Source organism: Yoonia sp. GPGPB17, from assembly GCF_037892195.1.
Classification (GTDB): Bacteria; Pseudomonadota; Alphaproteobacteria; order Rhodobacterales; family Rhodobacteraceae; genus Yoonia.
Genome location: NZ_JATACI010000002.1, coordinates 559,269 through 583,133, shown reverse-complemented (window position 1 = coordinate 583,133; position 23,865 = coordinate 559,269). Strand labels below are relative to the sequence as shown.

The window sequence follows — 23,865 nt, the reverse complement described above, 5'->3', positions numbered from 1 at the left end:
ATCCCCACTTGTCCGTCGGCAACCGCGGCCCTAGTTTAGATGCAACCGAGCAAAAGGACCGCCGATGCCTATCACCGCCCATGAAATCGAAACACTGCTACGCGAGACCTTCCCGGACGCGAAAATCAGAATTGAAGGTTCTGGCGTGAAGTATGCGGCGGAAGTGATTGATGAGAGCTTTCGTGGCAAAAACCGCGTCCAGCAGCACCGCGCAGTGAACGCGGCGCTAAAAGGCAAAATGGATGGGAATAATGGCGAGCTTCACGCGCTTGCGTTAACGACAAAGGCCCCCGACTAGTGGCTTCAGAGGTCTATTTCTTTATCGCAGTTGGTATCTTAGCGGTGATTTCCGCCGTCATTGTCGGTTGGAGCAAACTGCAACGGTTTCTCAATCGGCCAACAAGGCATCATCATGGGTCAAAGAACGAGGTAGAGCTCGGCATGGAAGCAACCGACATGAGGGTCGTTGACAAAGCCGAAACAGAAAACCGTCGCCTAGCATGGAGATCACGCGCAGATCGCAAATGGCCAGCAAAATAATGAGAAGCGTTAAGCCTTCTACGTTTGAATAAATCGGAGACAGAAAATGACAGCCCAGGACCAAATCAAAGAAACCGTCACCAACAATGACGTTGTCCTTTTTATGAAAGGCACCAAGAGCATGCCGCAATGTGGCTTCTCGTCCCGTGTGGCCGGTGTCCTGAATTTCATGGGCGTCGACTTCAACGACGTGAATGTGCTGGCAGACGACGACATCCGCCAAGGCATCAAGGATTACTCTGACTGGCCCACCATCCCGCAGCTTTACGTCAAAGGTGAGTTTGTCGGCGGCTGCGATATCATCACCGAGATGACATTGTCGGGCGAGTTGGACACGCTTTTTGCTGAGAGTGGTGTGACTTTCGACAAAGACGCTGCGGACAAAATCCGCGAAGCGAACGCCTAAAGTCAGTTGGCGGGCATATTGCCCGCTAGCGCGTTTCGACCTGCTCGGCCAAAGCCTCGGCACGTGCAGCGATCTCGGCTAATGCATCCGTGACAGTGGCAGGCACCACAGGCACCTCCACGCGCACTGGTTCCGGCGCGGGCTGGGCTTGCAACGTTTCCATATCCACTCGCATCTTCGCAGCTTGCGCTTCTAGCTCGCGCACCCGGTCTTCCAGACCTGCGGTCTTATCGGCCAGCATCAGACCCGCCATCAACAGCATGCGGGCCTCTGGTACGCGCCCGATCTGATCGGCCAGATGGGCCGCTTCAGCATCTAACATCGTTGCGGCGGAATGCAAAAAATGCTCTTCGCCCTCCTGACAGGCAACTTCAAAGGTCCGACCTCCGATTTCAATCTCAACCTGCGGCATGGGATGCCTCCTCGATCAGGGGTTTCAACTCGTCGAGTATTGCTTCCACCTCTGCAGCATCCGCGGACCGCTGGACATGCAGTGCTTCCATTTCAGTGGTTACCGCTGCATCGTGCAACTCCGGGGCCAAACCCGCCGTCACCGTCTCGCGCAACCTGGTATTCATTTCGCGCAACTGGACGTTAGAGGCCCGCAATTGCTGCAACTCCTCATCCAGCTTCATCAGGTGCTTGCTTTGGGTTTCCGCCCGCAAAGTCAGGTTTGCGACCTGCGTATCCTGACGCTCTTTCAAAACGCGCACCCGCTCGACCAATTCGGCGTTCTGCGCGCGCTCCTGATCAAGCGACGCTTGCAATTCAGGGTCGGCGGCGGCCTGCCCACCGGAGGTTTCCAATCCTTGCCTGATCCTGTCCAGCGCCGCCGTGATACGGCTTTCCAATGTACTGATGTCACTCATCCGCCCGTCCTTTCGTGGCGCGAGGATCCCCTCGTCTTTGCCATAACCTTTGTAGCGCACATGTTTTTCTTGCCCCACCTGCGGGGCGCAATGCGCCGAATCGTGCCTCTTGCGTCCAAGCGTAAGCGATCATTCGTCTGCTCGCAAACCGGCAGGCCCCAAGAATATGAGTAACTTAGCTGTCATGCTTGATCTTGGGGGCCTGCCTGTTATGACGCTCCCACGCCCGTTATTCACCTTTCGTAAATAGGACCTGATGACCTTGGATATTGCAGCACTGCGGAACGCCCACCCTGACCATTGGATGAAAGCGACAGCCATCCGCACTTTGACACTGGATGCGGTGGCCGCTGCCAACTCTGGCCATTCTGGCATGCCGATGGGCATGGCCGATGTGGCGACGGTTCTGTTTGAAAAGCACCTCAACTTTGATCCCAAGGCCCCACACTGGCCCGACCGCGACCGGTTCATTCTGTCTGCTGGCCACGGTTCCATGTTGCTCTACGCGCTGATGTATCTGACGGGTTACGAAGATATGCCACTCGAGCAGATCAAGGATTTCCGCCAATGGGGCGCACGCACGGCAGGCCATCCTGAGTTCGGCCATGCACGCGGGATCGAAACCACCACCGGTCCTTTGGGCCAAGGCATTGCCAACTCTGTCGGTTTCGCCATTGCCGAAGAAATCCAGCGCGCCACATGGGGCAAGAAGATCATTGATCACCACACCTATGTGATGGCGGGTGACGGCTGCCTGATGGAGGGCGTCAGCCAGGAAGCCATTGCATTGGCTGGTATGCAAAAACTGTCCAACCTCATCGTGTTCTGGGACAACAACAACATCACCATCGACGGCACCGTCGATATCGCCGACATCACCGACCAGCCGATGCGCTTCAAAGCCTCTGGCTGGCATGTGCAGGAAATCGATGGCCACGACCCCGAGGCGATTGATGCGGCCATCACCGCCGCAAAAAAGGCCGGAAAGCCGTCCATGATCGCCTGCAAGACCCATATCGCCCTGGGTCACGCCGCGCAGGATACCTCCAAAGGTCATGGCGCGTTGACCGACGCCGAACAATTGAAAGCCGCGAAAGAGGCTTATGGCGCGCCAATGGGCGACTTTGAAGTCTCCCCAGAGTGCCTTGCAGAATGGGCGGCCATCGGCGCGCGAGGTGCGGCGGCACATCAGGAATGGCAGGACCGTTTCAACAAACTCTCCGCCAGCAAGCAGGCCGAATTTAACCGGACCTATGCCGGCGAAGCACCCAAACGTCTGTCGGCCACAATCCGTGCGCTGAAAAAGCAGATCACCGAGGGTAAACCAAAGGTCGCCACCCGCAAATCATCCGAGATGACGCTCGAAGTCATCAACCCGATCATGCAGGAAACCATTGGTGGTTCGGCGGATCTGACCGGGTCCAACAACACGCTGACCAAAGACATGGGCGTGTTCCACCCTGATACCCGCAAGGGGCGCTACATCTACTACGGTGTGCGCGAACACGGGATGGCGGCTGCGATGAACGGCATGGCGCTGCATGGTGGCGCCCGCCCCTACGGCGGCACCTTCATGTGCTTCACCGATTATGCGCGCGGTGCCATGCGCCTGTCTGCCCTGATGGGTATCCCCACGACCTACGTCATGACCCATGACAGCATCGGGCTTGGCGAAGACGGGCCAACACACCAGCCCGTCGAACACCTCGCCATGCTGCGTGCGACACCAAACATGAACGTCTTCCGGCCAGCCGATACTGTTGAGACGGCAGAAGCTTGGGAACTGGCACTGACGTCGCAGAAAACGCCAAGCGTGCTTGCCCTGACCCGTCAGGGGCTGCCCACCGTGCGCACCGAGCATAAGAACAAGAACATGGTCGCCCAAGGTGCCTATGTTCTGGCTGATGCAGAAGGCAAACGTCAGGCGATCCTGATGGCCACTGGTTCGGAGGTCAGCATCGCCATGGAAGCCCGTGACCTGCTGCAAGCCGAAGGCATCGGCACGCGTGTCGTCTCAATGCCCTGCTGGGAAATCTTTGAAGAGCAAGACGAAGCCTACCGCAAGCGCGTCCTGCCCGGCGGTCCGGTACGCGTCGCCATCGAAGCAGGTATTCGCTTCGGTTGGGACCGCTGGCTGTTTGGCGAACGCGGCAAACGCGAAAAATCCGGGTTTGTTGGCATGCATGGCTTTGGGGCCTCTGCCCCTGCGGACCGACTCTACAAAGAGTTCGGGATCACAGCACAAGACACCGCTGACAAAGTCAAATCACTGATCAAGTAAAAGATGAAGGCCACGACGATGACATATCTTAAAATCGGCACCGTCGTGGCCGCCATTGGCCTTGTCGCACTGGTCAGCTGCACTGAAGAGCCCCCAATCATTGCGCAGACTGGTGATATCGACGCTTTCGCCATGCGGGTGCTTGACGGCATTCAGCCTGCCTCAATCGCGGAAAGCCGTGAATATTGCGGCTATATCTATGAGACGGAGACCGGTGGTCTGGCCGCTACTGCCCCCGCTCCCGGACGGGAGGATTATTGCGATTTGCCAGAACCTAACGACAGTGTTCTGGCCTCTTACCATACACATGGCTCATTCTCGGACGTCTACGACAATGAAGTGCCGTCAGTTGATGACGTCACGGGTGATTTTGATGCCAGGATTGATGGCTACATCGGCACGCCAGCCGGTCGCGTTTGGCTTGTGGACTATGACGCACAAATCGCACGGCAGCTTTGCAACACAATGTGCATCACGTCAGACCCCAACGATGATCCCGAAGAGGCCGGTTTCGTCCCACAGACATTCACCCTGCAAGAACTGCAAGCCCGTTTCGAGTAGCGTTTTTGATGTGTCAACGACACCGTGCCAATCTCGCTTCAGCTTCTGATCCCACGCATCTCTGCCCGTACTTTGCTTGCGGCCTGCGGCAAACGCAAAGATCGATTCGACAGCGCTGAAAACTGTTTGCGATAACATTCCTCCGGCATGTGATTTCGTTATCGCTAACACCATTTGTTAACGATAACATACTGAGCTACAAAGCTTTTTCCTTTGGCTCTTACCGCATACCCCCGTATACGAAGCAACAACTGGAACCTGTACCAAAGGACCGCAGTCATGACAGTCACCATCGGGATCAACGGGTTCGGACGCATCGGACGTTGTACTTTGGCACATATCACCGAGGCCGCCCGCAATGACGTACAGGTCGTCAAGATCAACGCCACCGGGCCAATTGAGACAAACGCGCATTTGTTGAAGTATGACAGCGTGCATGGCCGCTTTGGCAGTCCGGTTACGGTCAAGGGCAACGCACTTGATCTGGGCCGCGGACCGATTGACGTGATGTCGACCTATGAACCCGAAGAACTGGATTGGGACGGCGTTGATGTGGTGTTGGAATGCACCGGCAAATTCAACGATGGTCAGAAATCGGACGTCCACCTTAATCGCGGTGCCAAGAAAGTCCTGATTTCGGCCCCCGCCAAGAACGTTGACCGCACGGTTGTCTATGGCGTGAACCACCGCGACCTGATCGCGAACGAGCGGATGATCTCGAACGGGTCCTGCACAACGAACTGCCTTGCGCCGCTTGCCAAGGTGCTGAACGATGCGATTGGCATTGAACGCGGCATTATGACAACGATCCATAGCTACACCGGCGACCAGCCCACGTTGGACCGGCGCCATAGTGACCTCTACCGGGCACGTGCGGCCGCCATGGCGATGATCCCAACCTCGACCGGGGCCGCCAAAGCCCTCGGCGAAGTCTTGCCGGAATTGGCTGGCAAACTGGACGGCACCGCCATGCGGGTTCCGACCCCGAATGTCAGCGCTGTCGACCTGACCTTTGAGGCTTAAGCAAGTCCGTGACGGTCGCCGACGTCAACGCCATCGTCGCAGAGGCCGCGGCAGGTTACATGGGTATGGTCATGTCTTATGATGACGAGGCCAAAGTCAGCATCGACTTCAACCACACGACCGAAAGTTCGATTTTTGCACCGGATCAAACCAAAGTCGTCGGCGGCAAAACCGTGCGTGTGCTGGCATGGTACGACAATGAGTGGGGCTTCTCGGCGCGTATGGCTGACGTTGCTGCGACCATGGGTCGCCTGCACTAACCCCAAGTACCAAGCGGAAAACCTGACAAGCCCGCGCAAGCGGGCTTTGCCATTTTCCGCAGCGCTCGGTAGACCATAGTTATGACCAATAAACTTGCGCTTATCATCGGCGTCTGCATCGCAGCGCTCTTTGCATATGACTATGTTCAGCATGACTGGGCGAACACCGTATTTCTGATGCGTAAACTGACCACATTGATCGAATGGATGGCCTTCTGGCGCTAAAGGCGATCAAAGGTTGACCTTTCCGCATAAATCGCAATGTTAGCGCCAACATTGACCCTGAGGAGATTACCATGGCCGTCAAAGTAGCTATCAACGGATTTGGCCGCATCGGCCGCAACATCTTGCGCGCAATCATCGAAAGCGGACGCACCGATATTGAGGTTGTTGCGATCAACGACCTTGGACCTGTCGAAACCAACGCCCATCTGCTGCGCTTTGACAGCGTACATGGACGTTTCCCTGCAACCGTTACCACCACAGAAACCACCATCGACGTGGGGCGTGGCCCAATGCAAGTCACGGCGATCCGTAATCCGGCTGACCTGCCTTGGTCTGACGTGGATGTGGTTTTGGAATGTACCGGTATCTTCAAAAGCAAAGAGGCCTGTCAGGCGCACCTTGATAACGGTGCAAGCCGTGTGTTGATCTCGGCACCCGGAAAGGACGCTGACAAAACAATCGTTTATGGCGTGAACGATGACGTACTCACCAGCAATGACATCGTCGTTTCCAACGCCTCCTGCACCACAAACTGCCTGGCCCCGGTGGCGAAAGTGCTGCACGACGCGGTCGGCATTACCAAGGGCTTCATGACCACAATCCACAGCTATACCGGCGATCAGCCCACGCTGGATACGATGCATAGCGACCTCTACCGCGCGCGTGCTGCTGCACTGTCGATGATCCCGACTTCTACCGGGGCGGCCAAGGCCGTCGGGCTGGCACTGCCGGAATTGAACGGCAAACTGGATGGTGTTGCCATCCGCGTGCCCACGCCAAATGTCTCTGTGGTTGATCTGACCTTTGAGGCACCAAAAGCCACGACTGTAGAAGACGTGAACAATGCTATCATTGCTGCAGCCGACGGCCCTCTGAAAGGGGTTTTGGCCTACACAGACCTGCCCATGGTCAGCTCTGACTTCAACCACGATCCGCATTCATCAATTTTCCACCTTGATCAAACCAAAGTGTTGGACGGCAATATGGTGCGTATCCTGACGTGGTACGACAATGAATGGGGCTTCTCGAACCGGATGGCCGATACGGCTGTCGCGATGGGCAAGCTGATCTAAAGAGTTCCGACATCGACGTCGAAGAAGCCGGTCCATTTTGGGCTTGGCTTTGTTTTTGTGCAGTTTGCAAATTCCGCCATGCATTCTCAGCATAGCTGCTAGCGCTAACTGTCAGTTGTTCTGCGCTGCAGCATTGCTAAATGTGAGTCACGAAACGAAAACGCGATGACTTAAAAGGAGCACGCAAATGACCGTATTGAACACAGTTCGCACCGCCGTCCAGAAACGCGTGGCCTACAGCCGCCTGAAGCGCGAGCTGGAAATGATGCCCGTCGAAACCGCAATCGACCTGGGCATGTTCCGCGAAGACGCCAGCAAGGTCGCATCCAAGGCGATCTACGGCTAAATCACTGGCCAGACACGAAAAACAGCCGCGCCTCCGGGGGCGGCTTTGTTATTTCTGGACTTCAGCTAGGAACGCAGTGATCCGGTCCTGATATCCCGGTTGTCCCGGCAGGTTGTTGTGTGTCGCGCCTTCAACCGCATGAAATGTCACCGCCAGCCCCGCCTCTTCCATCGCGGCGGCCAATTGTGCGCTATAGGCAATAGGTATCAGTTGATCCGCTGTCCCATGTTGGATCAGAACAGGGGCTGACAAGGCTGTCACGTCATCAATTGACCGCCATTTCTGAACGCCGGGCAGATAACATGCGGGCAGATACGACGCCTTTGTCATCAATGCGCAAAGCGTGGCATAAGGCGCATCCAGCAAAATGGCATCAACTTCGCGCGCGGCAGCGACATGGATCGCCAGACCAGTGCCAAGCGAAAACCCATGTACCGCAATCGGCCCTGCATGTTGCGTCGCCAGCCAATCATAGGCGGCCAATGCATCTGCCTTCAAACGTGCCTCTGACGCCCGGCCCGGGATGCCGCCACCTCCTGGATACTCCATCGCGGCCACAGTGCGACCTGCGTTTTGATGGGCATCCAACGAAAAAGTAAAATACGCCAAGGCGCCGCCGTTCCCCATAAAGAACAACACGGCCAAGTCATCGTCGCCATCGGCAATGGCCATCGCAACATCACGATCCGAGACGACCTCCTGATGAAACGTCGGGTTGTCAAACACATCTGGACCAAACGGATAGATGACGCGTGGGTGCATCGCGACCATCGCGGCGGCGTAAATCAGATAGGTGCCAACAATCATCCAGAACCAGTTCAACCAGCGAACCGCTCTTTCAAGGCGGCGTTGACCGCTGGCGTCACGAATTTGGACACATCACCGCCCAGTCGCGCAATCTCTTTGACCAGTTTGGATGCAATCGCCTGATGCTGCGCTTCGGCCATCAAGAACACGGTTTCAATGGAGTTATCCAAAACACGGTTCATACCAACCATTTGATATTCATACTCAAAATCCGCCACCGCGCGTAAACCACGAATAATGACCGAGGCGCCAACATCACGCGCACAATCAATCAGCAGGTTTTCAAATGGGTGCGCCACGATCACGCAGCCGGTTTCAGCCTGCAAATGTGATGTTTCGGCTTCAATCATCGCAACCCGCTCTTCCAGCGTGAACATTGGTCCTTTGTCGCGATTGATGGCCACACCAATCACCAAACGGTCCACCAGCGAACAGGCGCGGCGAATGATATCGAGATGCCCATGCGTGACCGGATCAAATGTACCGGGGTAAAGTCCTACGCGCATGGGAAACCTCGTCGTGTCTTAAGTCGGTGCCACGCAACAATATTTCGGGCAGGAATGCAAGGAAGGGCTTAATGCCCCATGATCATCCCTTCGAGGGACTCTTTCTCCATCGCGAGCTGCGCAAGACGCCCTTTGACCGCATCCCCGATGGATATCAGACCAACCATCTTGCCGTCGTCCATGACCGGCAAATGGCGAAAGCGCCCATTGGTCATGATCTCCAGCACCTCAAGCGCGCTGTTCGATGGGCTGCATGTGGTCAAGTTGGCCGTCATTAAATCGCTGACGGGATCGTTCAGGCAACCGGCACCCCGCTTGCCAAGCTCCCGCACGATATCGCGCTCTGATAGAATTCCATTCAGCGCTTCACCATCTTCGGAAACCACAACGGTACCAATCCGGTGCTCTGACAAAAGTTTGGCCGCATCCGTCACAGTTGATGATGGCTTGACCGAGATCACACCCGTCTCAGGTTTCGATTTCAACATTTGGGATACAAGCATTTCGGGCTCCTTGATGATGCTCCGGGCCTTCAGCGTCTCAAATGGGGGGCTGTGCTGTCAAGCGTGCCGTGCGTTCCAACCGCACAACCTCGTCTTGCACGCCTTGGCGCAGGGCAGCCGCAAAACGGGTCAACCGATCAGAGCGTCGGTCAGAGGTATGACGGACAAGATAGAATGACCGGGTCAGTGCAATTTGATCGGTTAGCACCATCTGCAGTTCCGGCGCAAAGGGCAACGCAAAATCGTGCACGATCCCAACACCAGCCTGCCGGATCATCTGCAACTGTACGGCGACTGAATTTGACGCCATCTGCACGCCTGTGGCGTCAATCTCACCCAGATAGTCCAACTCTTTGTCAAAGATCATATCAGGAATATAGCCGACAATCTGACGCCCGCCGAGGTCATCCAGACTTTGTATTGGGGGGGCATCTGTGCGCGTCGCAAGGTGTAATCGGTAGTCGGTGATCTTTTGCACCGTCAACCGTCCTGCTGCGGGTGGGCTGACGGTGATGGCCATATCCGCCTCGCGCCGCGACAGATTGACCACGCGCGGCAAGGCCAAAATTTGCACCTCGAGTTGCGGGTTCCTGGCCTGAATGGCGGCGCAGACCTGTGGCAGCAGGAAATTAGCCGCCCCATCGGGCGCACCAATCCGAATCTGCCCTGTCAGTGCCGCAGTGTCCCCCTGCCCTTCATCGCGGGCCCGCGCCAGATGCACTTCGGCCTCGGCGGCACGGGCCTTCATCCGCTCACCCAGATCGGTCAGCGCATAGCCTTGAGGCGATTTGACAAAGAGTGCGGCACCTAGGTCTCGCTCCAACCGCACGATCCGCCGTCCAAGCGTAGAAGGGTCCATCTTCAAAAGCGGTGCCGCCCCGGATAACCCCTCGGCACGCGCTACCGCCAGAAACACCCGCACATCATCCCAGTTTTCCATGCTGTCCTTGCGTTTTTGCAAAATGGTTTTGGCATATTGGTTCTTCTACCCGAAAAAACGCAAGGGTATACTTCGTTCAAACCATTCTGCGGAGGATTCCATGCAAGAGTTGACCCACTACATCGGCGGCGAACACATCAAAGGCACGTCTGGCCGCTTTGCTGACGTCTTCAACCCTGCCACAGGCGAGGTGCAGGCCAAAGTGCCGCTGGCCAATGCCGAAGAAATGGCCAAGGCGGTTGAAATTGCCGCCAAGGCCCAGCCCGCATGGGCCGCCGTCAACCCACAACGCCGTGCACGTGTCATGATGGCCTTCGTCGGTCTTTTGAACCGCGACATGGACAAGCTGGCCGAGGCACTCAGCCGCGAGCATGGGAAAACGCTGCCAGATGCCAAAGGTGACGTGATCCGTGGGCTTGAGGTGGTGGAGTACTGCATCGGCGCGCCACAAATGCTGAAAGGTGACTTCACCGACAGCGCTGGCCCCGGCATCGACATGTATTCCATGAAGCAAGCGCTGGGTGTTACCGCCGGCATTACGCCCTTCAACTTCCCCGCCATGATCCCGATGTGGATGTTCGCCCCTGCCATTGTGTGCGGCAACGCCTTTATCCTGAAACCATCCGAGCGTGACCCATCCGTGCCGCTGATGCTTGCCGAGTTGATGGAGGAAGCAGGACTGCCCAAAGGTATCTTGCAGGTCGTGAACGGCGACAAGGAAGCCGTTGATGCAATCCTCTATGATGACACGATCCAATCTGTTGGCTTTGTCGGGTCCACCCCGATCGCGGAATACATCTACGGCACCGGCTGCGCGCAAGGGAAGCGTGTGCAGTGCTTTGGCGGCGCGAAGAACCACATGATCATCATGCCAGATGCGGATATGGAACAGGCCGCCGACGCATTGGTCGGCGCGGGCTATGGTGCCGCCGCACGAACGCTGCATGGCGATCTCTGTGGCGGTGCCTGTGGGTGACGACACTGCAGATCGTCTATTGGAAAAACTAGTACCTAAGGTCGAAGCGCTGAAGGTCGGCCCCTATACGGCTGGCAATGACGTGGACTATGGCCCGGTTGTGACGGCAGCCGCCAAGGCCAATATCGGCCGCCTTGTCCAATCCGGCATTGATCAGGGTGCAAAGCTGGTGGTTGATGGCCGCAATTTCAATCTGCAAGGCTATGAAGACGGTTTCTTTGTCGGCGCACATTTGTTCGACAACGTGACCAAAGACATGGACATCTACAAAACCGAGATCTTCGGCCCCGTCTTGTCCACCGTCCGGGCGCAGTCCTATGAAGAGGCCATCGGCCTTGCTATGGACCACGAATATGGCAACGGCACCGCGATCTTCACCCGCGACGGTGACACCGCCCGTGATTTCGCAAACCGCATCAACATCGGCATGGTCGGTGTGAACGTGCCAATCCCCGTGCCGCTGGCCTATCACACCTTCGGGGGTTGGAAGAAATCCATGTTCGGCGATCTGAACCAACATGGGCCGGACGCGTTCAAGTTCTATACGCGGACCAAAACGATCACCTCACGCTGGCCATCAGGGATCAAAGAAGGCGGCGAATTTTCCATTCCTTTGATGGAATAAAAGCTATTGCCGCAGAAAATCCTGGACGGGGTCATCATTGACCTCGTCTGATCGCGCATAAAGCGTACTGGATAGGCCGCGACGAGCGCGGATCACACCCGAGAGTTCTGCGACTGAATGAACAACCTCGGCAAATGACTTGTAATCATCAAACACCGCACGGACTATTTTGAAGAAACCAAATATCATGCAACGATTGGACATCAACAACACTGTTTTTAATTTCGGCCGATGCCCAGCCCTTACATAGTTCATAGTGGTTTGGTCGCGCCTACGCCGGTAGAGGTAAGAAAATGTAAGCCTTTTTGCTGGCCAGATTTCTGTTACCCGCGCATCCGAACTCCATCCAGTCAACCCACCGGCCGCTGCAACGTCCGCATAGAACTTTGTATCGGAGCCACCAGTGAAACGGTAAGTCTCATCAAACCGAATACCAAGGCGCTTCTGACTTGAAAGACGAACAATCCAGTTGTGAGTGTAGATATGCACTTTGGCCTCTTTGGGTGTACAGGTGTGCAAGGCTTTGGATGTCTGCAATTCGACAGATCTGTCTAGATAGTATCGCAAAACAAATTTATTCTGCTTCGAAAGAGCGGCGTTCGGCTCGGCAATCACGCTCCACGGACCGCCTACAAGCTCTAATGCGCGCCCTTCAATCGTGGCATAAAGCATGGTCAGCCAGTCTTGGTGTACAATTTGATCGTCATCGACAAACGTCAAAAAATCAAACTTTCCTTCATGCGCCATATCCAGCACGCGGTTGCGGGCAAACGGTATACCACGCTCTTTCTCAAATGATAACTGCACGTCAAAGGGCACTTTCGCACGCAATGTCTCAAGATGAGCATCCACGGTCGGTACATCATCATTTTCTGCAATCAGAACAGTGCATTCTACACCGTCAGGCACCTTCATTTGACCGAAACTTTCCACTAGGCGTACAAGGCCACCCGGTCGCCGATGAGTGATAACACCAAGCCCGATACGCACCTTCGCTGCCTGCATGCCGTGTCCCCCGTTCGCGCGGTGCCGGTCCAAATGACTGGCTTGCAAATGCAGGTGAATAGAACGAACCTCCTCTCCGATGTCCAGATACAAGACAGGCTGAACTGATGAACTTCGAACTGACCGATGAACAATCCGCAATATTCGATATGGCGCAGAGTTTTGGCGCAGAGCACATCGCTCCAAATGCGCGCACTTGGGAATCAGACGGCACGATCCCGAAAGAGCTTTGGACAAATCTTGCTGGGCTGGGGTTTGGCGGTCTTTATGTCTCTGAAGACCGTGGCGGATCGGGCCTGTCTCGGCTTGATGCCACACTGGTCTTCGAAGCGCTCGCGCAGTCATGCGCATCGGTTTCCGCGTTCCTTTCGATCCATAACATGTGCGCCCGTATGATTGATGCCTACGGGTCAGACGCGCTGAAAGATCGCATCTTGCCCAAAGCCCTGACGATGGACACGATCCTGTCGTACTGCCTGACCGAACCCGGCTCGGGCTCTGACGCCGCGGCGCTGAAGACAAAAGCAGCGCGCGACAACGCAGGCTATCAGCTGACCGGAACCAAGGCCTTCATTTCCGGGGGCGGCTATTCCGACGCTTACATCGTGATGGCGCGCACCAGCGATGATGGCCCAAAGGGGATCAGTGCGATTGTTGTCGAAGACGGCACGCAGGGCCTTTCGTTCGGTGGGTTGGAAGACAAGATGGGCTGGCGGTCGCAGCCCACCAGACAAGTGCAAATGGATAGCTGCTCCGTCCCGGCAGAAAACCTGTTGGGCGACGAAGGCATGGGCTTCAAATATGCGATGGCCGGGCTTGATGGCGGACGGCTGAATATTGCGGCCTGTTCCATCGGTGCCGCGCAATCCGCCCTCGATCAAACAGTCGCCTATATGGCCGAGCGTAAGGCCTTCGGCAAATCAATCGATCAGTTCCAGGGGCTACAGTTCCGATTGGCCGATATGGAAATCGCCCTGCAATCGGCCCGTACCTTCCTGCGACAGGCCGCCTGGAAACTCGACACAGGTGCACCAGACGCCACCAAGTTCTGCGCGATGGCCAAGAAACTCTGCACAGAAACCGGCAGCGACGTCGCCGACCAATGCCTGCAACTGCACGGTGGCTACGGGTATCTGGCCGACTACGGGATCGAAAAAATCGTGCGTGATTTGCGGGTGCACCAGATCCTTGAAGGCACCAACGAAATCATGCGCCTCATCACCGCACGCCACATGATCCAATGACGGATATCATCATCCGCAAGACCGGGCGCGCAGGGCATATTACGCTAAACCGTACCAAGGCGCTGAACGCGCTGACATGGGATATGTGTCTGGCAATTGAGGGCGCATTGGATGACTGGCGAAATGACCCCGATGTTGCGCTGATCCTGATAGATGGTGCGGGCGACAGGGCCTTTTGTTCAGGTGGCGATATCGCTGAGATGTACGCCTCTGGTCAACGGGGTGACTATGATTACGGGCGGCGGTTCTGGCGGGATGAGTACCGGCTGAATGCAAAAATCTATAATTATGACAAACCCATCGTCACCTTTCTGCACGGTTTCACCATGGGTGGCGGCGTCGGGGTTGGCTGTCATGGCGGGCACAGGATCGTCTGCGAAAGCAGCCAGATCGCCATGCCGGAATGCTCCATCGGTCTGGTCCCGGATATCGGCGGATCTTTGATTCTGGCCAAGGCGCCGGGACATTGTGGTGAGTTCCTTGGGCTAAGTGGCGACCGCATGGATGCTGGCGATGCAATCTATGTAGGCTTTGCAGATCACTATGTACCGCAAGAGGCGTGGGGCGATCTGAAACAGGCGCTCATCACCAGCGGTGAAAGCACGGTGATCGAGCATCATTGCCAAGCAGGCCCGCCAGCGCGCCTGCGCGCCTGGCAGGACGAAATCGACAGTGTCTTCGCAGCTGGAAATCTGGGCGACATTTACAATGCCATGCCCGATGCGCCCGGCCCTGCCATTGCGCATGTGCGCAAGCTGATGGACCGCAACGCCCCTTTGGCGATGGCCGTTGCGGCCCAGATTATTCAAGCGGCCCGCCACTCAGGGGGCATTGAGGACGCGCTCGATCGCGAATTCCGCTATACCTATCGCTGTGTCGCGCAAGGGGACTTTATCGAGGGGATCCGCGCGGCCATCATTGACCGCGACCGCGCGCCGAAATGGCAGCATGGCAGTTGGGGTGATGTATCAGACCATGACGTCGCAGAGATGACGCGGGATTTGTGCAAGGACGCACTACAATGGAAGGAAAACGCATGAAAATCGGGTTTATCGGGTTGGGAAACATGGGCGCGCCGATGGCCGCCAATCTGGCTAAGTCGCATGAGGTGACAGGGTTCGACACCAAAGCGCAACCTGAAAATCTGACACTGGCAGACAGCGCTGCGGCAGCAGCGAAGGGCGCTGATGTGGTCATCACAATGCTTCCAAACGGAGACATTCTGCGCGCTGTTGCAAAAGAGATTCATCCGGTCATGCAACCGGGCGCAATCCATCTTGATTGCTCGACCGTTGATGTCGAAAGCGCCCGCGCCGTCGCGGCACAGGCTGATGCCGCCGGTCTGCAAGCCGTCGACGCCCCGGTGTCCGGCGGCATTGGCGGGGCCACGAATGGCACGTTGACGTTTATGGCGGGCGGCCCGGCAGAGGCATTTGCAACGGTTCAACCACTCTTTGACATCATGGGCCAAAAGGCCGTGCATTGCGGCAATGCCGGCAACGGACAAGCTGCCAAGATTTGCAACAACATGATCCTTGGCGTCACCATGATCGCCACAAGTGAAGCTTTTGTTCTGGCGGATAAACTCGGCCTCGATCGCCAAGCCATGTTCGACGTGGTCAGCACATCATCGGGCTATTCATGGTCCATGAACTCCTATTGCCCTGCCCCTGGCGTTGGCCCGCAAAGCCCCGCCGATAATAACTATCAACCGGGCTTTGCCGCCGAGTTGATGCTCAAGGACCTGAACCTCGCGCAAATGGCGGCAGAGGCGGCAGACGCAGACACACCGATGGGCCAAGTCGCGCGCGACCTATACAAAAACTTTGTCGAAGACGAAGACGGAATAGGCAAGGACTTCTCAGCCATGCTCCCAAGATTTGAAGAACGCAGCCGAACCTAGCTTTTCGCTGACTTACTCGGCTGCCAATTTAGGCGTGTTCAGCATTTCCTTGAGGTAGCGTCCGGTATGGCTGTCTTCGATCTCGGCGACTTTTTCAGGAGTGCCAGTGGCCACGATGCGCCCACCGCCATCGCCGCCCTCGGGGCCAATATCAATGATATGATCGGCGGTTTTGACCACGTCGAGATTGTGCTCGATCACAATGACAGAATTTCCCTGATCGACCAATTCATGCAACACTTCCAAAAGCTTACGCACATCCTCAAAGTGCAGACCCGTCGTCGGCTCATCCAGAATATAGAGCGTGCGTCCTGTTGAACGCCGCGCCAGTTCTTTCGACAGCTTGACCCGCTGCGCCTCACCACCTGACAGCGTCGTCGCCTGTTGGCCCACTTTGATGTAACCAAGACCGACCCGCATCAGCGCATCCATCTTTTCGCGGATAGATGGGACGGCAGTGAAGAACTGCTGAGCATCTTCGACCGTCATATCCAGCACATCGGCGATGGACTTACCTTTGAACTTAATCTCAAGCGTTTCGCGATTATAGCGCGCGCCCTTGCAGGTCTCGCAGGTCACATAGACGTCGGGCAAAAAGTGCATCTCGATCTTGATGACACCGTCACCCTGACAGGCCTCACATCGCCCGCCTTTCACGTTGAAGCTGAAGCGACCGGGTTTGTACCCGCGCGCCTTTGCCTCTGGCATGCCCGCGAACCATTCGCGGATTGGGGTAAATGCGCCGGTATAGGTCGCCGGATTCGAACGCGGCGTCCGCCCAATCGGGCGCTGGTCAATGTCGATCACCTTATCCAGATGCTCAAACCCTTTGATTGTCTCGCATGGCCCAGGTGTTTGCCGCGCGCCATTGAGCTTCATAGATGCATTCTTGAACAACGTTTCAATCGTCAGTGTCGATTTCCCGCCGCCGGATACACCGGTCACGCAGACGAATTTTTGCAACGGAAAATCCACCGTGACGTTTTGCAGGTTATTCCCGGTGGCCTTCACCACCGTCAGCTTCTTGCCTTTGCCCTTGCGGCGTTTGTCAGGCACTGCGATCTCTTTCGCGCCGATCAGATACTGCCCGGTGATTGATCCTTCATTGGCCATGATCTCTTGCGGGGTGCCTTTGGCGACCACCTGACCGCCATGCACACCTGCCCCCGGGCCAATATCAAAGACATAATCCGCCTCGCGTATCGCTTCTTCATCATGCTCAACCACGATCACGGTATTGCCCTGATCGCGCAGGTTCTTCAGCGTCGTTAGCAAGCGACCATTGTCGCGCTGGTGCAGGCCAATCGAGGGCTCATCCAGCACGTAAAGCACACCTTGCAGACCAGAGCCAATCTGGCTGGCTAGTCGGATCTCGCTGGCTTTCGCCCCCCGACAACGTGCCCGAATTGCGCGACAGCGTCAGATACTCCAGCCCCACGTTATTCAGGAACCCCAGACGCTCGCGGATTTCCTTCAGAATCGCATGTGCAATTTCATTCTTTTGTTTGCTGAGTGCCGCCGGGACCTCAAGACACCAGTCATAGGCCTCTTTGATCGACATCTGCACGACCTGCCCCACATGCAGGCCACCGATTTTCACCGCCAAAGCCTCTTCGCGCAAACGGTAGCCACCGCAGGTGCCGCAATTGCGGTTGTTCTGGTAGTTCTCGAACTCTTCGCGATCCAGTTGCTATCGGTCTCACGATAGCGGCGTTCCATATTCGGGATCACGCCCTCAAAGGCACGTTCGACCTGATAGACCCGCCCGCCTTCATCGTAGCGAAACTTGATCTCTTCCTTGCCCGACCCATAGAGGAAAACCTGCTGTATCTTGGGATCAAGGTCTTTCCAGCGGGCATTTTTGTTAAACCCGTAGTGCTTGGCGATCGCCTCGATGGTTTGCAAGAAATACGGACTCTTGCCCTTCCGCCAAGGCGCAAGCGCGCCGTCGGCGATCTTCAATGTCACATCGGGTACAACAAGTTGTTCATCAAAGAACAACTCAACCCCCAGACCATCGCAAGACGGACAGGCACCAAAGGGGGCATTAAACGAAAAGAGGCGGGGCTCGATTTCCGGGATCGTGAAACCAGACACCGGGCAAGCGAAGTTTTCAGAAAATGTCAGCCGCTCAGGATCGCCCTCTTTTGGCGCCGTCTCCAAAATGGCGATTCCATCGGCCAGATCCAGCGCGGTGCGGAAACTATCCGCCAGCCGCGTCTCCAACCCTTCGCGCACGACGATCCGATCCACGACCACATCAATGTCGTGGCGAAACTTCTTGTCCAGCGTGGGCGGCTCATCCAGTTCGTAGAACTCACCATCAACCTTTACCCGCTGGAAACCTTGCTTGCGCAGCTCCAGAAATTCTTTGCGATACTCGCCTTTGCGGTCGCGGATGATGGGTGCCAGCAGATAACCGCGCGTCCCTTCTTCCAGCGCCATGACACGATCAACCATATCTTGGACCTGTTGGGCCTCAATCGGCAATCCTGTTGTCGGGCTGAACGGGGTCCCGGCACGGGCAAACAACAAGCGCAGGTAATCATAAATCTCGGTAATCGTGCCGACGGTCGACCGCGGGTTCTTCGATGTGGTTTTTTGCTCAATCGAGATCGCGGGCGATAGGCCCGAGATGTGATCAACATCAGGCTTTTCCATCATATCGAGGAACTGTCGGGCATAAGCCGAGAGCGATTCAACGTAGCGGCGCTGCCCTTCCGCATAGATCGTATCAAACGCGAGCGATGACTTGCCCGACCCGGACAGGCCCGTAATCACCACAAGCTGATCGCGCGGAATATCCACATCAATATCCTTGAGGTTATGCTCGCGCGCACCGCGGACTTCGATATTCTTTAACTCAGCCATTCTGACCCCCAGGAGTTCAGCGCTAACAGATAGCAGCCATTGGCAGACCCGCCACCCCCGATTTAGAACATTAAGTGAACAAATGCAAAATTTCTATCGACTGCTGACAAACCGGTGTCAAACGCCCAAACGGTTGGCCGGTTTCGCACATCGGGTCGGGATTTCCCTACTGTTGTCCGATTATTTATATACCAATGATGAACCCCATGATTTTCTGCAATAATCACATTTCAAAAGGCCCAATGATGCGAATTTTGTCGACCTGTCTGTTACTCGGAACCGTTTCCACCACCGCAATTGCCCAGGACCAACCCAATACAATCCTTGTGCTGGACGGCTCGGGGTCGATGTGGGGCCAGATTGACGGCACCGCCAAAATCACCATCGCACAAGAGGTGGTCAGCAGCCTGTTGGAAGACTTTCCTGCCGATCAAGGACTTGGCCTAACCGTTTACGGCCACCGCGAGCGCGGTAACTGCACGGATATTGAAACCATTGTCGCCCCTGCCCCCGGCACGGTCGGTGAGATCGTCACCGCCGTCAACGGGATCAAGCCACTCGGCAAAACCCCGATGACAGATGCGGTGATCGCCGCTGCCGAGGCGCTGCGGTACACCGAAGACAGCGCGACTGTCATTCTGGTGTCTGATGGCGTTGAAACCTGTAACCCAGATCCCTGCGCTGCGGCGCGTTTACTGGAAGAAGCCGGTATTAATTTTACGACCCATGTTGTGGGTTTTGACGTCTCGGACCCCGAAGCGCTTGCACAAATGCAATGTTTGGCCGAAGAAACCGGCGGGCAGTTCCTGACGGCCTCGAACGCAGATGAGTTGGACCTTGCCATGACCGCTATGGTGATGGAACCCGCACCTGTTCCCGAACCTGCACTAGTCAGCATGACATTTAGTGCGGTGATAGGCGAAGATAAAGCGCTGATCGACACGCCTGTTTTGTGGTCAATCAATGAGGGGGCAGAAGTTATCATTGCAGACCAGCAGGCAAACCCATTCGGGTTTGATCTGCCTGAAGGTGCCTATACCGCAACAGCCTATTCCATTGCGGGGGAAGAAACCGGCACGGCACAGTTCGTGGCGATCACCGGCGGCAGCACCGCACTCGAAATCATGTTCGAAGAAAAGCTGCCAACCGCACGTATCATCGCCCCCGCATCTGCTCCCGCAGGTGATACCATTCAGGTTGGCTGGGCTGGGCCCAACCTTGACGGCGACTATGTTGGCATTGGCAAACCAGACGCGACCGGAAATGCGCGGTGGGACAACTTCTTCTATGTCGCCGATGGCAACCCGCATGACCTTTTGATGCCGACGGAACCGGGCGACTATCTGATCAAGTATTACCTTGGCGAAGACCGCACGCCCATCGCAGAAACGCCAATCAGCCTGACACCAGTCACGGCGACGATTGAGGCACCGGCCGAGGCGGTGGTTGGTGCGGATGTCACCATCGTTTGGACTGGTCCCGCCTACGCGGGTGACTATATCGGGATTGGGCTGCCCGACGCGACGGGCAACGCCCGCTGGGAGAATTTCTTCTATCTCGACGGTGGCTCGCCGCAACAGCTGACAATCCCGACCACGGCCGGGACATATGAGATCAGTTATTTCTATGGACAGGATCGCACTGTCCTGACGACGGAAGTGATTACTGTCTCAGAAGTTGGCGCCACCATCACTGCCCCGACTGAGGCCGAGGCCGGATCGGAAATCGCGGTCACATGGACCGGACCAGATTACGATGGCGACTACATTGGCATCGGTCTGCCTGATGCGACAGGCAATGCGCGTTGGGAGAACTTCTTTTACACCGAAGATGGATCGCCCGCGACCCTGACGGTGCCGACGGAACCGGGCGACTACCTGATCCAGTACTTTCTAGGGCAGGATCGCGCCGTGCTGACAACGGTACCCTTCACTGCGACTGAAGTCACCGCATCACTGACGCTGCCCGACGAAGCAGTTGCCGGGTCTACAATCAATGTCGGTTGGACCGGCCCTGCCTATGACGGCGACTACATCGGGATCGGCGAAGTCGACGCGGCGGGAAATGCACGCTGGGACAACTTCTTTTACATCGAAGAAGGCGCTACCGGCGACCTGCTGGTGCCGATGAAGCCAGGAGACTATCTGGTACAGTATTTTCTCGGGCAAGACCGCGCTGTCTTGGTGACAGAGATGATCACTGTCACGGCGGTCAAGGTCGACCTGACAGCGCCTGAGACGGCCATCGCAGGTTCGACAATCAGCGTTGGTTTCGACGGACCAAGCTATGATGGCGATTATGTCGGCATCGGCGAAGTCGGCGCCACCGGAAATGCCCGATGGAATGGCTTTGCCTATACCGAAGACGGGACGCCACTTGATATCCTTGTCCCGGTCATGCCAGGGGACTACCTTATCCAGTATTTCGCGGGACAGGACCGTTCCACATTGCAAACTGTCCCGATCAGCGTGACAGCGGTGTCGGCGCAAATCATAGCGCCGGATACAGCACCTGCTGGCAGTGATCTGATCGTTGGCTGGGATGGCCCTGACTACGATGGCGACTACATCGGGATCGGCCTTGCCGGAGCCGAGCGCAGCGCCCAATGGGACAGTTTTGGATATACTGACAACGGGAATCCCCTAACGATCAGCCTGCCAGAAACGCCGGGGGATTACCTGATCCGGTACTTTGTCGGTCAGGACCGCACGCCTATTGCCAGCCGTCCACTGACACTTCAGTAGGTCCATAAAAACGAGAAGCCCGCACCAGTCAATCTGGTGCGGGCTCACTCGTTCTCGGCGGCTTTCGCGGCCTACATATGGATCACACGATCATAGGCATCCAAGACGCTCTCATGCATCATTTCGGACAGGGTCGGGTGTGGGAAGACCGTGTTCATCAGGTCTTCTTCTGTCGTCTCGAGCTGGCGGCCCACGACATAGCCCTGAATCAACTCTGTAACCTCTGCGCCCACCATATGTGCGCCCAGCAACTCGCCTGTCTTGGCATCAAACACGGTCTTGATCATGCCCTCAGGCTCGCCCAGTGCAATCGCTTTGCCATTGCCGATGAAGGGGAAGCGACCGACCTTGATGTCATATCCCAGTTCTTTGGCCTTCGCCTCGGAGTAGCCGACCGACGCCACTTGCGGATGGCAATAGGTGCAACCTGCAATGCTCTCTGGCCTGACCGGGTGCGCGTGCTTACCCGCGATCAGATCCGCGACCATCACACCTTCGTGGCTGGCTTTGTGCGCCAACCAAGGGGCACCTGCGATATCGCCAATGGCATAAAGGCCATCGACCCCGGTGCGGCAGAACTCATCGGTGACGACATGCGTGCGGTCAATTTTGACGCCCAGCTCTTCCAGACCCAGCCCTTCAACGTTGCCAACAATACCGACGGCAGAAATGACAGTGTCAAACTCCATCTTCTCGGTCTTGCCGCCCGTTTCGATATGCGCAGTGACTTTGCCCTTCCCGCGATCCAGTTGCTTGACCATGGATTTCTCCATGATCTTCATGCCCTGCTTGACGAATTGCTTTTTCGCAAAGGCGGAAATCTCAGCATCCTCAACGGGCAGCACACGGTCCATGACCTCGACCACGGTCGTGTCCGCACCCAAAGTGTTATAGAAGCTTGCGAACTCGATCCCGATGGCACCTGAGCCGATAACCAATAGCTTCTTGGGCATCTTCTTGGGCTCAAGCGCGTGCTTATAAGTCCAGACCAGATCACCGTCCGCTTCAAGACCCGGCAATTCGCGCGCGCGGGCGCCGGTGGCAAGCACGATGTTCTTTGCGGTTAGTTCATCGGTGCCCTTCTCGCCTTTGACCGAAACCTTGCCCTTTGCCGGGATCGTGGCCGCGCCCATGAAGACGGTCACTTTGTTCTTCTTCATCAGGTGACCAATGCCGCCGGACAGTTGCCCCGCAACCGAGCGGCTGCGCTTCACCACCGCATCGAGATCATAATCGACACCCGTTGCCTTGAGGCCAAAGTCCTTGGCGCGTTGCATCAGGTGAAACACCTCAGATGAACGCAACATCGCTTTCGTCGGGATACAGCCCCAGTTCAGGCAAATCCCGCCCAGATGCTCGCGTTCAACAATGGCGACCTTCATACCAAGCTGCGCGCCACGGATCGCCGCCACATAGCCGCCCGGTCCGGCACCAATTACGATAAGATCAAAATTCTGCGCAGCCATGCAGCGGTCCTCCAATTCCAAATTTAGTTGAACACTAAACTACTTTTGGCGCGACCTCTAGTGACCTTAGGTCATATCAGCTACCCGATGCATGCAAGAGGGGCTATTTTGACAATTCCTGCTGGGCGCGAATTGCCGCACCATAACCGCCCGCTTCCAAAAATGCCTGCTCTGCCGGGGTGGTTTTGCGCCCCAGCGCATCGTTGCGATAGGGAAACCGTCCGAAATCGCGGATGACAGCACGATGCGCACAGGCATGGTCAACATTGTTCGCCCCATGCTCTGGCATGCGTGTGTGGATCAACCGCACGGCACGATCTTGGTCGCAGAGGTTTTCAGCGTGCATCAGAGGCAGATAAAAAAATTGCCGCGCTGGTTCATCGATTTTCATGTCCCACTTTCGGTCAATCGCCATTTTGGCTGCCGCACGCGCAATCCCATCCGTTTCAAAAGCCTTTCCGCTATCGCGGAACATGTTGCGCGGGAACTGATCGGTCAGAATGATGTAGGCCAATGTGCCAGAAGGATACGTCAGCCAGAGGCTGAGTGCGCCATCTGCCGCCTCTTGCCATGTCTTTTCGAACTTGTCGCGGATTTTCGCGTCAAGCGCGGGGTCTGATTTATACCAATCAGCCGGAGCACACTCATCCAGCCAGAACGCCAATACCTCTTCGGGGCTTGCCACGACACT

20 protein-coding genes and 3 pseudogenes are annotated in these 23,865 nt (G+C 56.4%); 13 read left to right on the top strand and 10 right to left on the bottom strand.

The genetic code is table 11. From position 1 onward, the window contains the following. The first annotated feature begins 64 nt into the window (after nt 1-64). Entirely contained in the window at nt 65-298 is a 234-nt protein-coding gene (locus QTO30_RS03280) for a BolA/IbaG family iron-sulfur metabolism protein (RefSeq protein ID WP_340422478.1), read from the top strand. Nucleotides 299-586: 288 nt separating this feature from the next. Beyond that, complete coding sequence (gene grxD / locus QTO30_RS03275) at nt 587-946, top strand: Grx4 family monothiol glutaredoxin (RefSeq protein ID WP_340422477.1); 360 nt, start codon at nt 587-589, stop codon at nt 944-946. 25 nt (nt 947-971) lie between these two features. Here the strand turns inward: grxD and QTO30_RS03270 are convergent, their stop codons facing one another. Further along, complete coding sequence (locus QTO30_RS03270) at nt 972-1,358, bottom strand: cell division protein ZapA (RefSeq protein WP_340422475.1); 387 nt, start codon at nt 1,356-1,358, stop codon at nt 972-974. Next, the gene (locus QTO30_RS03265; RefSeq protein ID WP_340422474.1) at nt 1,345-1,815 is read right to left on the bottom strand and encodes a hypothetical protein; all 471 of its coding nucleotides are present in this window, start codon (nt 1,813-1,815) and stop codon (nt 1,345-1,347) included. Before QTO30_RS03265 ends, QTO30_RS03270 begins: the two co-directional genes overlap by 14 nt. Nucleotides 1,816-2,077: 262 nt before the next feature. On the opposite strand from QTO30_RS03265, the gene tkt reads away from it, so the two are divergent. The 6 genes and pseudogenes from tkt (at nt 2,078) to QTO30_RS03235 (ending at nt 7,584) form a co-directional block, all read left to right on the top strand. Further along, nucleotides 2,078-4,096, top strand: a complete 2,019-nt coding sequence (gene tkt, locus QTO30_RS03260) for a transketolase (RefSeq protein ID WP_340425858.1) — start codon at nt 2,078-2,080, stop codon at nt 4,094-4,096. 18 nt (nt 4,097-4,114) lie between these two features. Continuing rightward, a complete protein-coding gene (locus QTO30_RS03255; protein ID WP_340422473.1) occupies nt 4,115-4,657 on the top strand; it encodes a DUF4329 domain-containing protein in 543 nt (180 codons plus the stop codon). A gap of 279 nt (nt 4,658-4,936) precedes the next feature. Next, nucleotides 4,937-5,940 (top strand): annotated as a pseudogene (gene gap, locus QTO30_RS03250) (type I glyceraldehyde-3-phosphate dehydrogenase). An 81-nt stretch (nt 5,941-6,021) separates the two neighbouring features. Further along, the gene (locus QTO30_RS03245) at nt 6,022-6,165 is read left to right on the top strand and encodes a hypothetical protein (protein ID WP_340422472.1); all 144 of its coding nucleotides are present in this window, start codon (nt 6,022-6,024) and stop codon (nt 6,163-6,165) included. A gap of 71 nt (nt 6,166-6,236) precedes the next feature. Further along, on the top strand, nt 6,237-7,238 hold the full coding sequence (gap, locus tag QTO30_RS03240) for a type I glyceraldehyde-3-phosphate dehydrogenase (RefSeq protein ID WP_340422470.1): 1,002 nt from the start codon (nt 6,237-6,239) through the stop codon (nt 7,236-7,238). A gap of 187 nt (nt 7,239-7,425) precedes the next feature. Further along, nucleotides 7,426-7,584 carry a hypothetical protein gene (locus QTO30_RS03235; protein ID WP_247225823.1) on the top strand — a complete coding sequence of 53 codons (159 nt, stop codon included), beginning with the start codon at nt 7,426-7,428 and terminating at the stop codon, nt 7,582-7,584. A gap of 48 nt (nt 7,585-7,632) precedes the next feature. On the opposite strand, the gene QTO30_RS03230 is transcribed toward QTO30_RS03235, so the two are convergent. From QTO30_RS03230 to QTO30_RS03215, 4 genes are all read right to left on the bottom strand, one after another. Then, nucleotides 7,633-8,406, bottom strand: a complete 774-nt coding sequence (locus QTO30_RS03230) for an alpha/beta hydrolase (protein ID WP_340422469.1) — start codon at nt 8,404-8,406, stop codon at nt 7,633-7,635. Then, nucleotides 8,403-8,897 carry a pantetheine-phosphate adenylyltransferase gene (coaD, locus tag QTO30_RS03225; protein WP_340422467.1) on the bottom strand — a complete coding sequence of 165 codons (495 nt, stop codon included), beginning with the start codon at nt 8,895-8,897 and terminating at the stop codon, nt 8,403-8,405. The genes QTO30_RS03230 and coaD overlap by 4 nt, the downstream gene beginning before the upstream one ends. A 68-nt stretch (nt 8,898-8,965) precedes the next feature. Continuing rightward, nucleotides 8,966-9,400 (bottom strand): CBS domain-containing protein, encoded by a 435-nt coding sequence (locus tag QTO30_RS03220; RefSeq protein ID WP_340422466.1) that lies wholly within the window; start codon nt 9,398-9,400, stop codon nt 8,966-8,968. Between the two features lie 37 nt (nt 9,401-9,437). Further along, complete coding sequence (locus QTO30_RS03215; RefSeq protein WP_340422464.1) at nt 9,438-10,340, bottom strand: LysR family transcriptional regulator; 903 nt, start codon at nt 10,338-10,340, stop codon at nt 9,438-9,440. 100 nt (nt 10,341-10,440) lie between these two features. Here QTO30_RS03215 and QTO30_RS03210 point away from each other — a divergent pair. After that, a pseudogene (locus QTO30_RS03210) lies at nt 10,441-11,941 on the top strand (CoA-acylating methylmalonate-semialdehyde dehydrogenase). A gap of 3 nt (nt 11,942-11,944) precedes the next feature. On the opposite strand, the gene QTO30_RS03205 reads toward QTO30_RS03210, so the two are convergent. Next, the gene (locus tag QTO30_RS03205) at nt 11,945-12,931 is read right to left on the bottom strand and encodes a glycosyltransferase family 2 protein (RefSeq protein ID WP_340422463.1); all 987 of its coding nucleotides are present in this window, start codon (nt 12,929-12,931) and stop codon (nt 11,945-11,947) included. 122 nt (nt 12,932-13,053) lie between these two features. Between QTO30_RS03205 and QTO30_RS03200 the strand changes: the two genes are divergently transcribed. The 3 genes from QTO30_RS03200 to mmsB are packed head-to-tail and all read left to right on the top strand — an operon-like array spanning nt 13,054 to nt 16,093. Next, nucleotides 13,054-14,190, top strand: coding sequence for an acyl-CoA dehydrogenase family protein (locus QTO30_RS03200; RefSeq protein ID WP_340422462.1), 1,137 nt, complete (start codon nt 13,054-13,056; stop codon nt 14,188-14,190). Continuing rightward, complete coding sequence (locus QTO30_RS03195; protein WP_340422461.1) at nt 14,187-15,230, top strand: enoyl-CoA hydratase/isomerase family protein; 1,044 nt, start codon at nt 14,187-14,189, stop codon at nt 15,228-15,230. The genes QTO30_RS03200 and QTO30_RS03195 overlap by 4 nt, the downstream gene beginning before the upstream one ends. Then, nucleotides 15,227-16,093, top strand: a complete 867-nt coding sequence (gene mmsB, locus QTO30_RS03190; protein ID WP_340422460.1) for a 3-hydroxyisobutyrate dehydrogenase — start codon at nt 15,227-15,229, stop codon at nt 16,091-16,093. The genes QTO30_RS03195 and mmsB overlap by 4 nt, the downstream gene beginning before the upstream one ends. 12 nt (nt 16,094-16,105) lie before the next feature. On the opposite strand, the pseudogene uvrA reads toward mmsB, so the two are convergent. Beyond that, a pseudogene (gene uvrA, locus QTO30_RS03185) lies at nt 16,106-18,964 on the bottom strand (excinuclease ABC subunit UvrA). Between the two features lie 242 nt (nt 18,965-19,206). On the opposite strand from uvrA, the gene QTO30_RS03180 reads away from it, so the two are divergent. After that, a complete protein-coding gene (locus tag QTO30_RS03180) occupies nt 19,207-21,708 on the top strand; it encodes a VWA domain-containing protein (RefSeq protein ID WP_340422458.1) in 2,502 nt (833 codons plus the stop codon). Nucleotides 21,709-21,779: 71 nt separating this feature from the next. On the opposite strand, the gene lpdA is transcribed toward QTO30_RS03180, so the two are convergent. Together lpdA and QTO30_RS03170 are read right to left on the bottom strand one after the other, a co-directional pair. After that, entirely contained in the window at nt 21,780-23,174 is a 1,395-nt protein-coding gene (gene lpdA / locus QTO30_RS03175; protein ID WP_340422456.1) for a dihydrolipoyl dehydrogenase, read from the bottom strand. A gap of 103 nt (nt 23,175-23,277) precedes the next feature. Then, entirely contained in the window at nt 23,278-23,859 is a 582-nt protein-coding gene (locus QTO30_RS03170; RefSeq protein ID WP_340422455.1) for a DUF924 family protein, read from the bottom strand. Nucleotides 23,860-23,865: the final 6 nt, after the last annotated feature.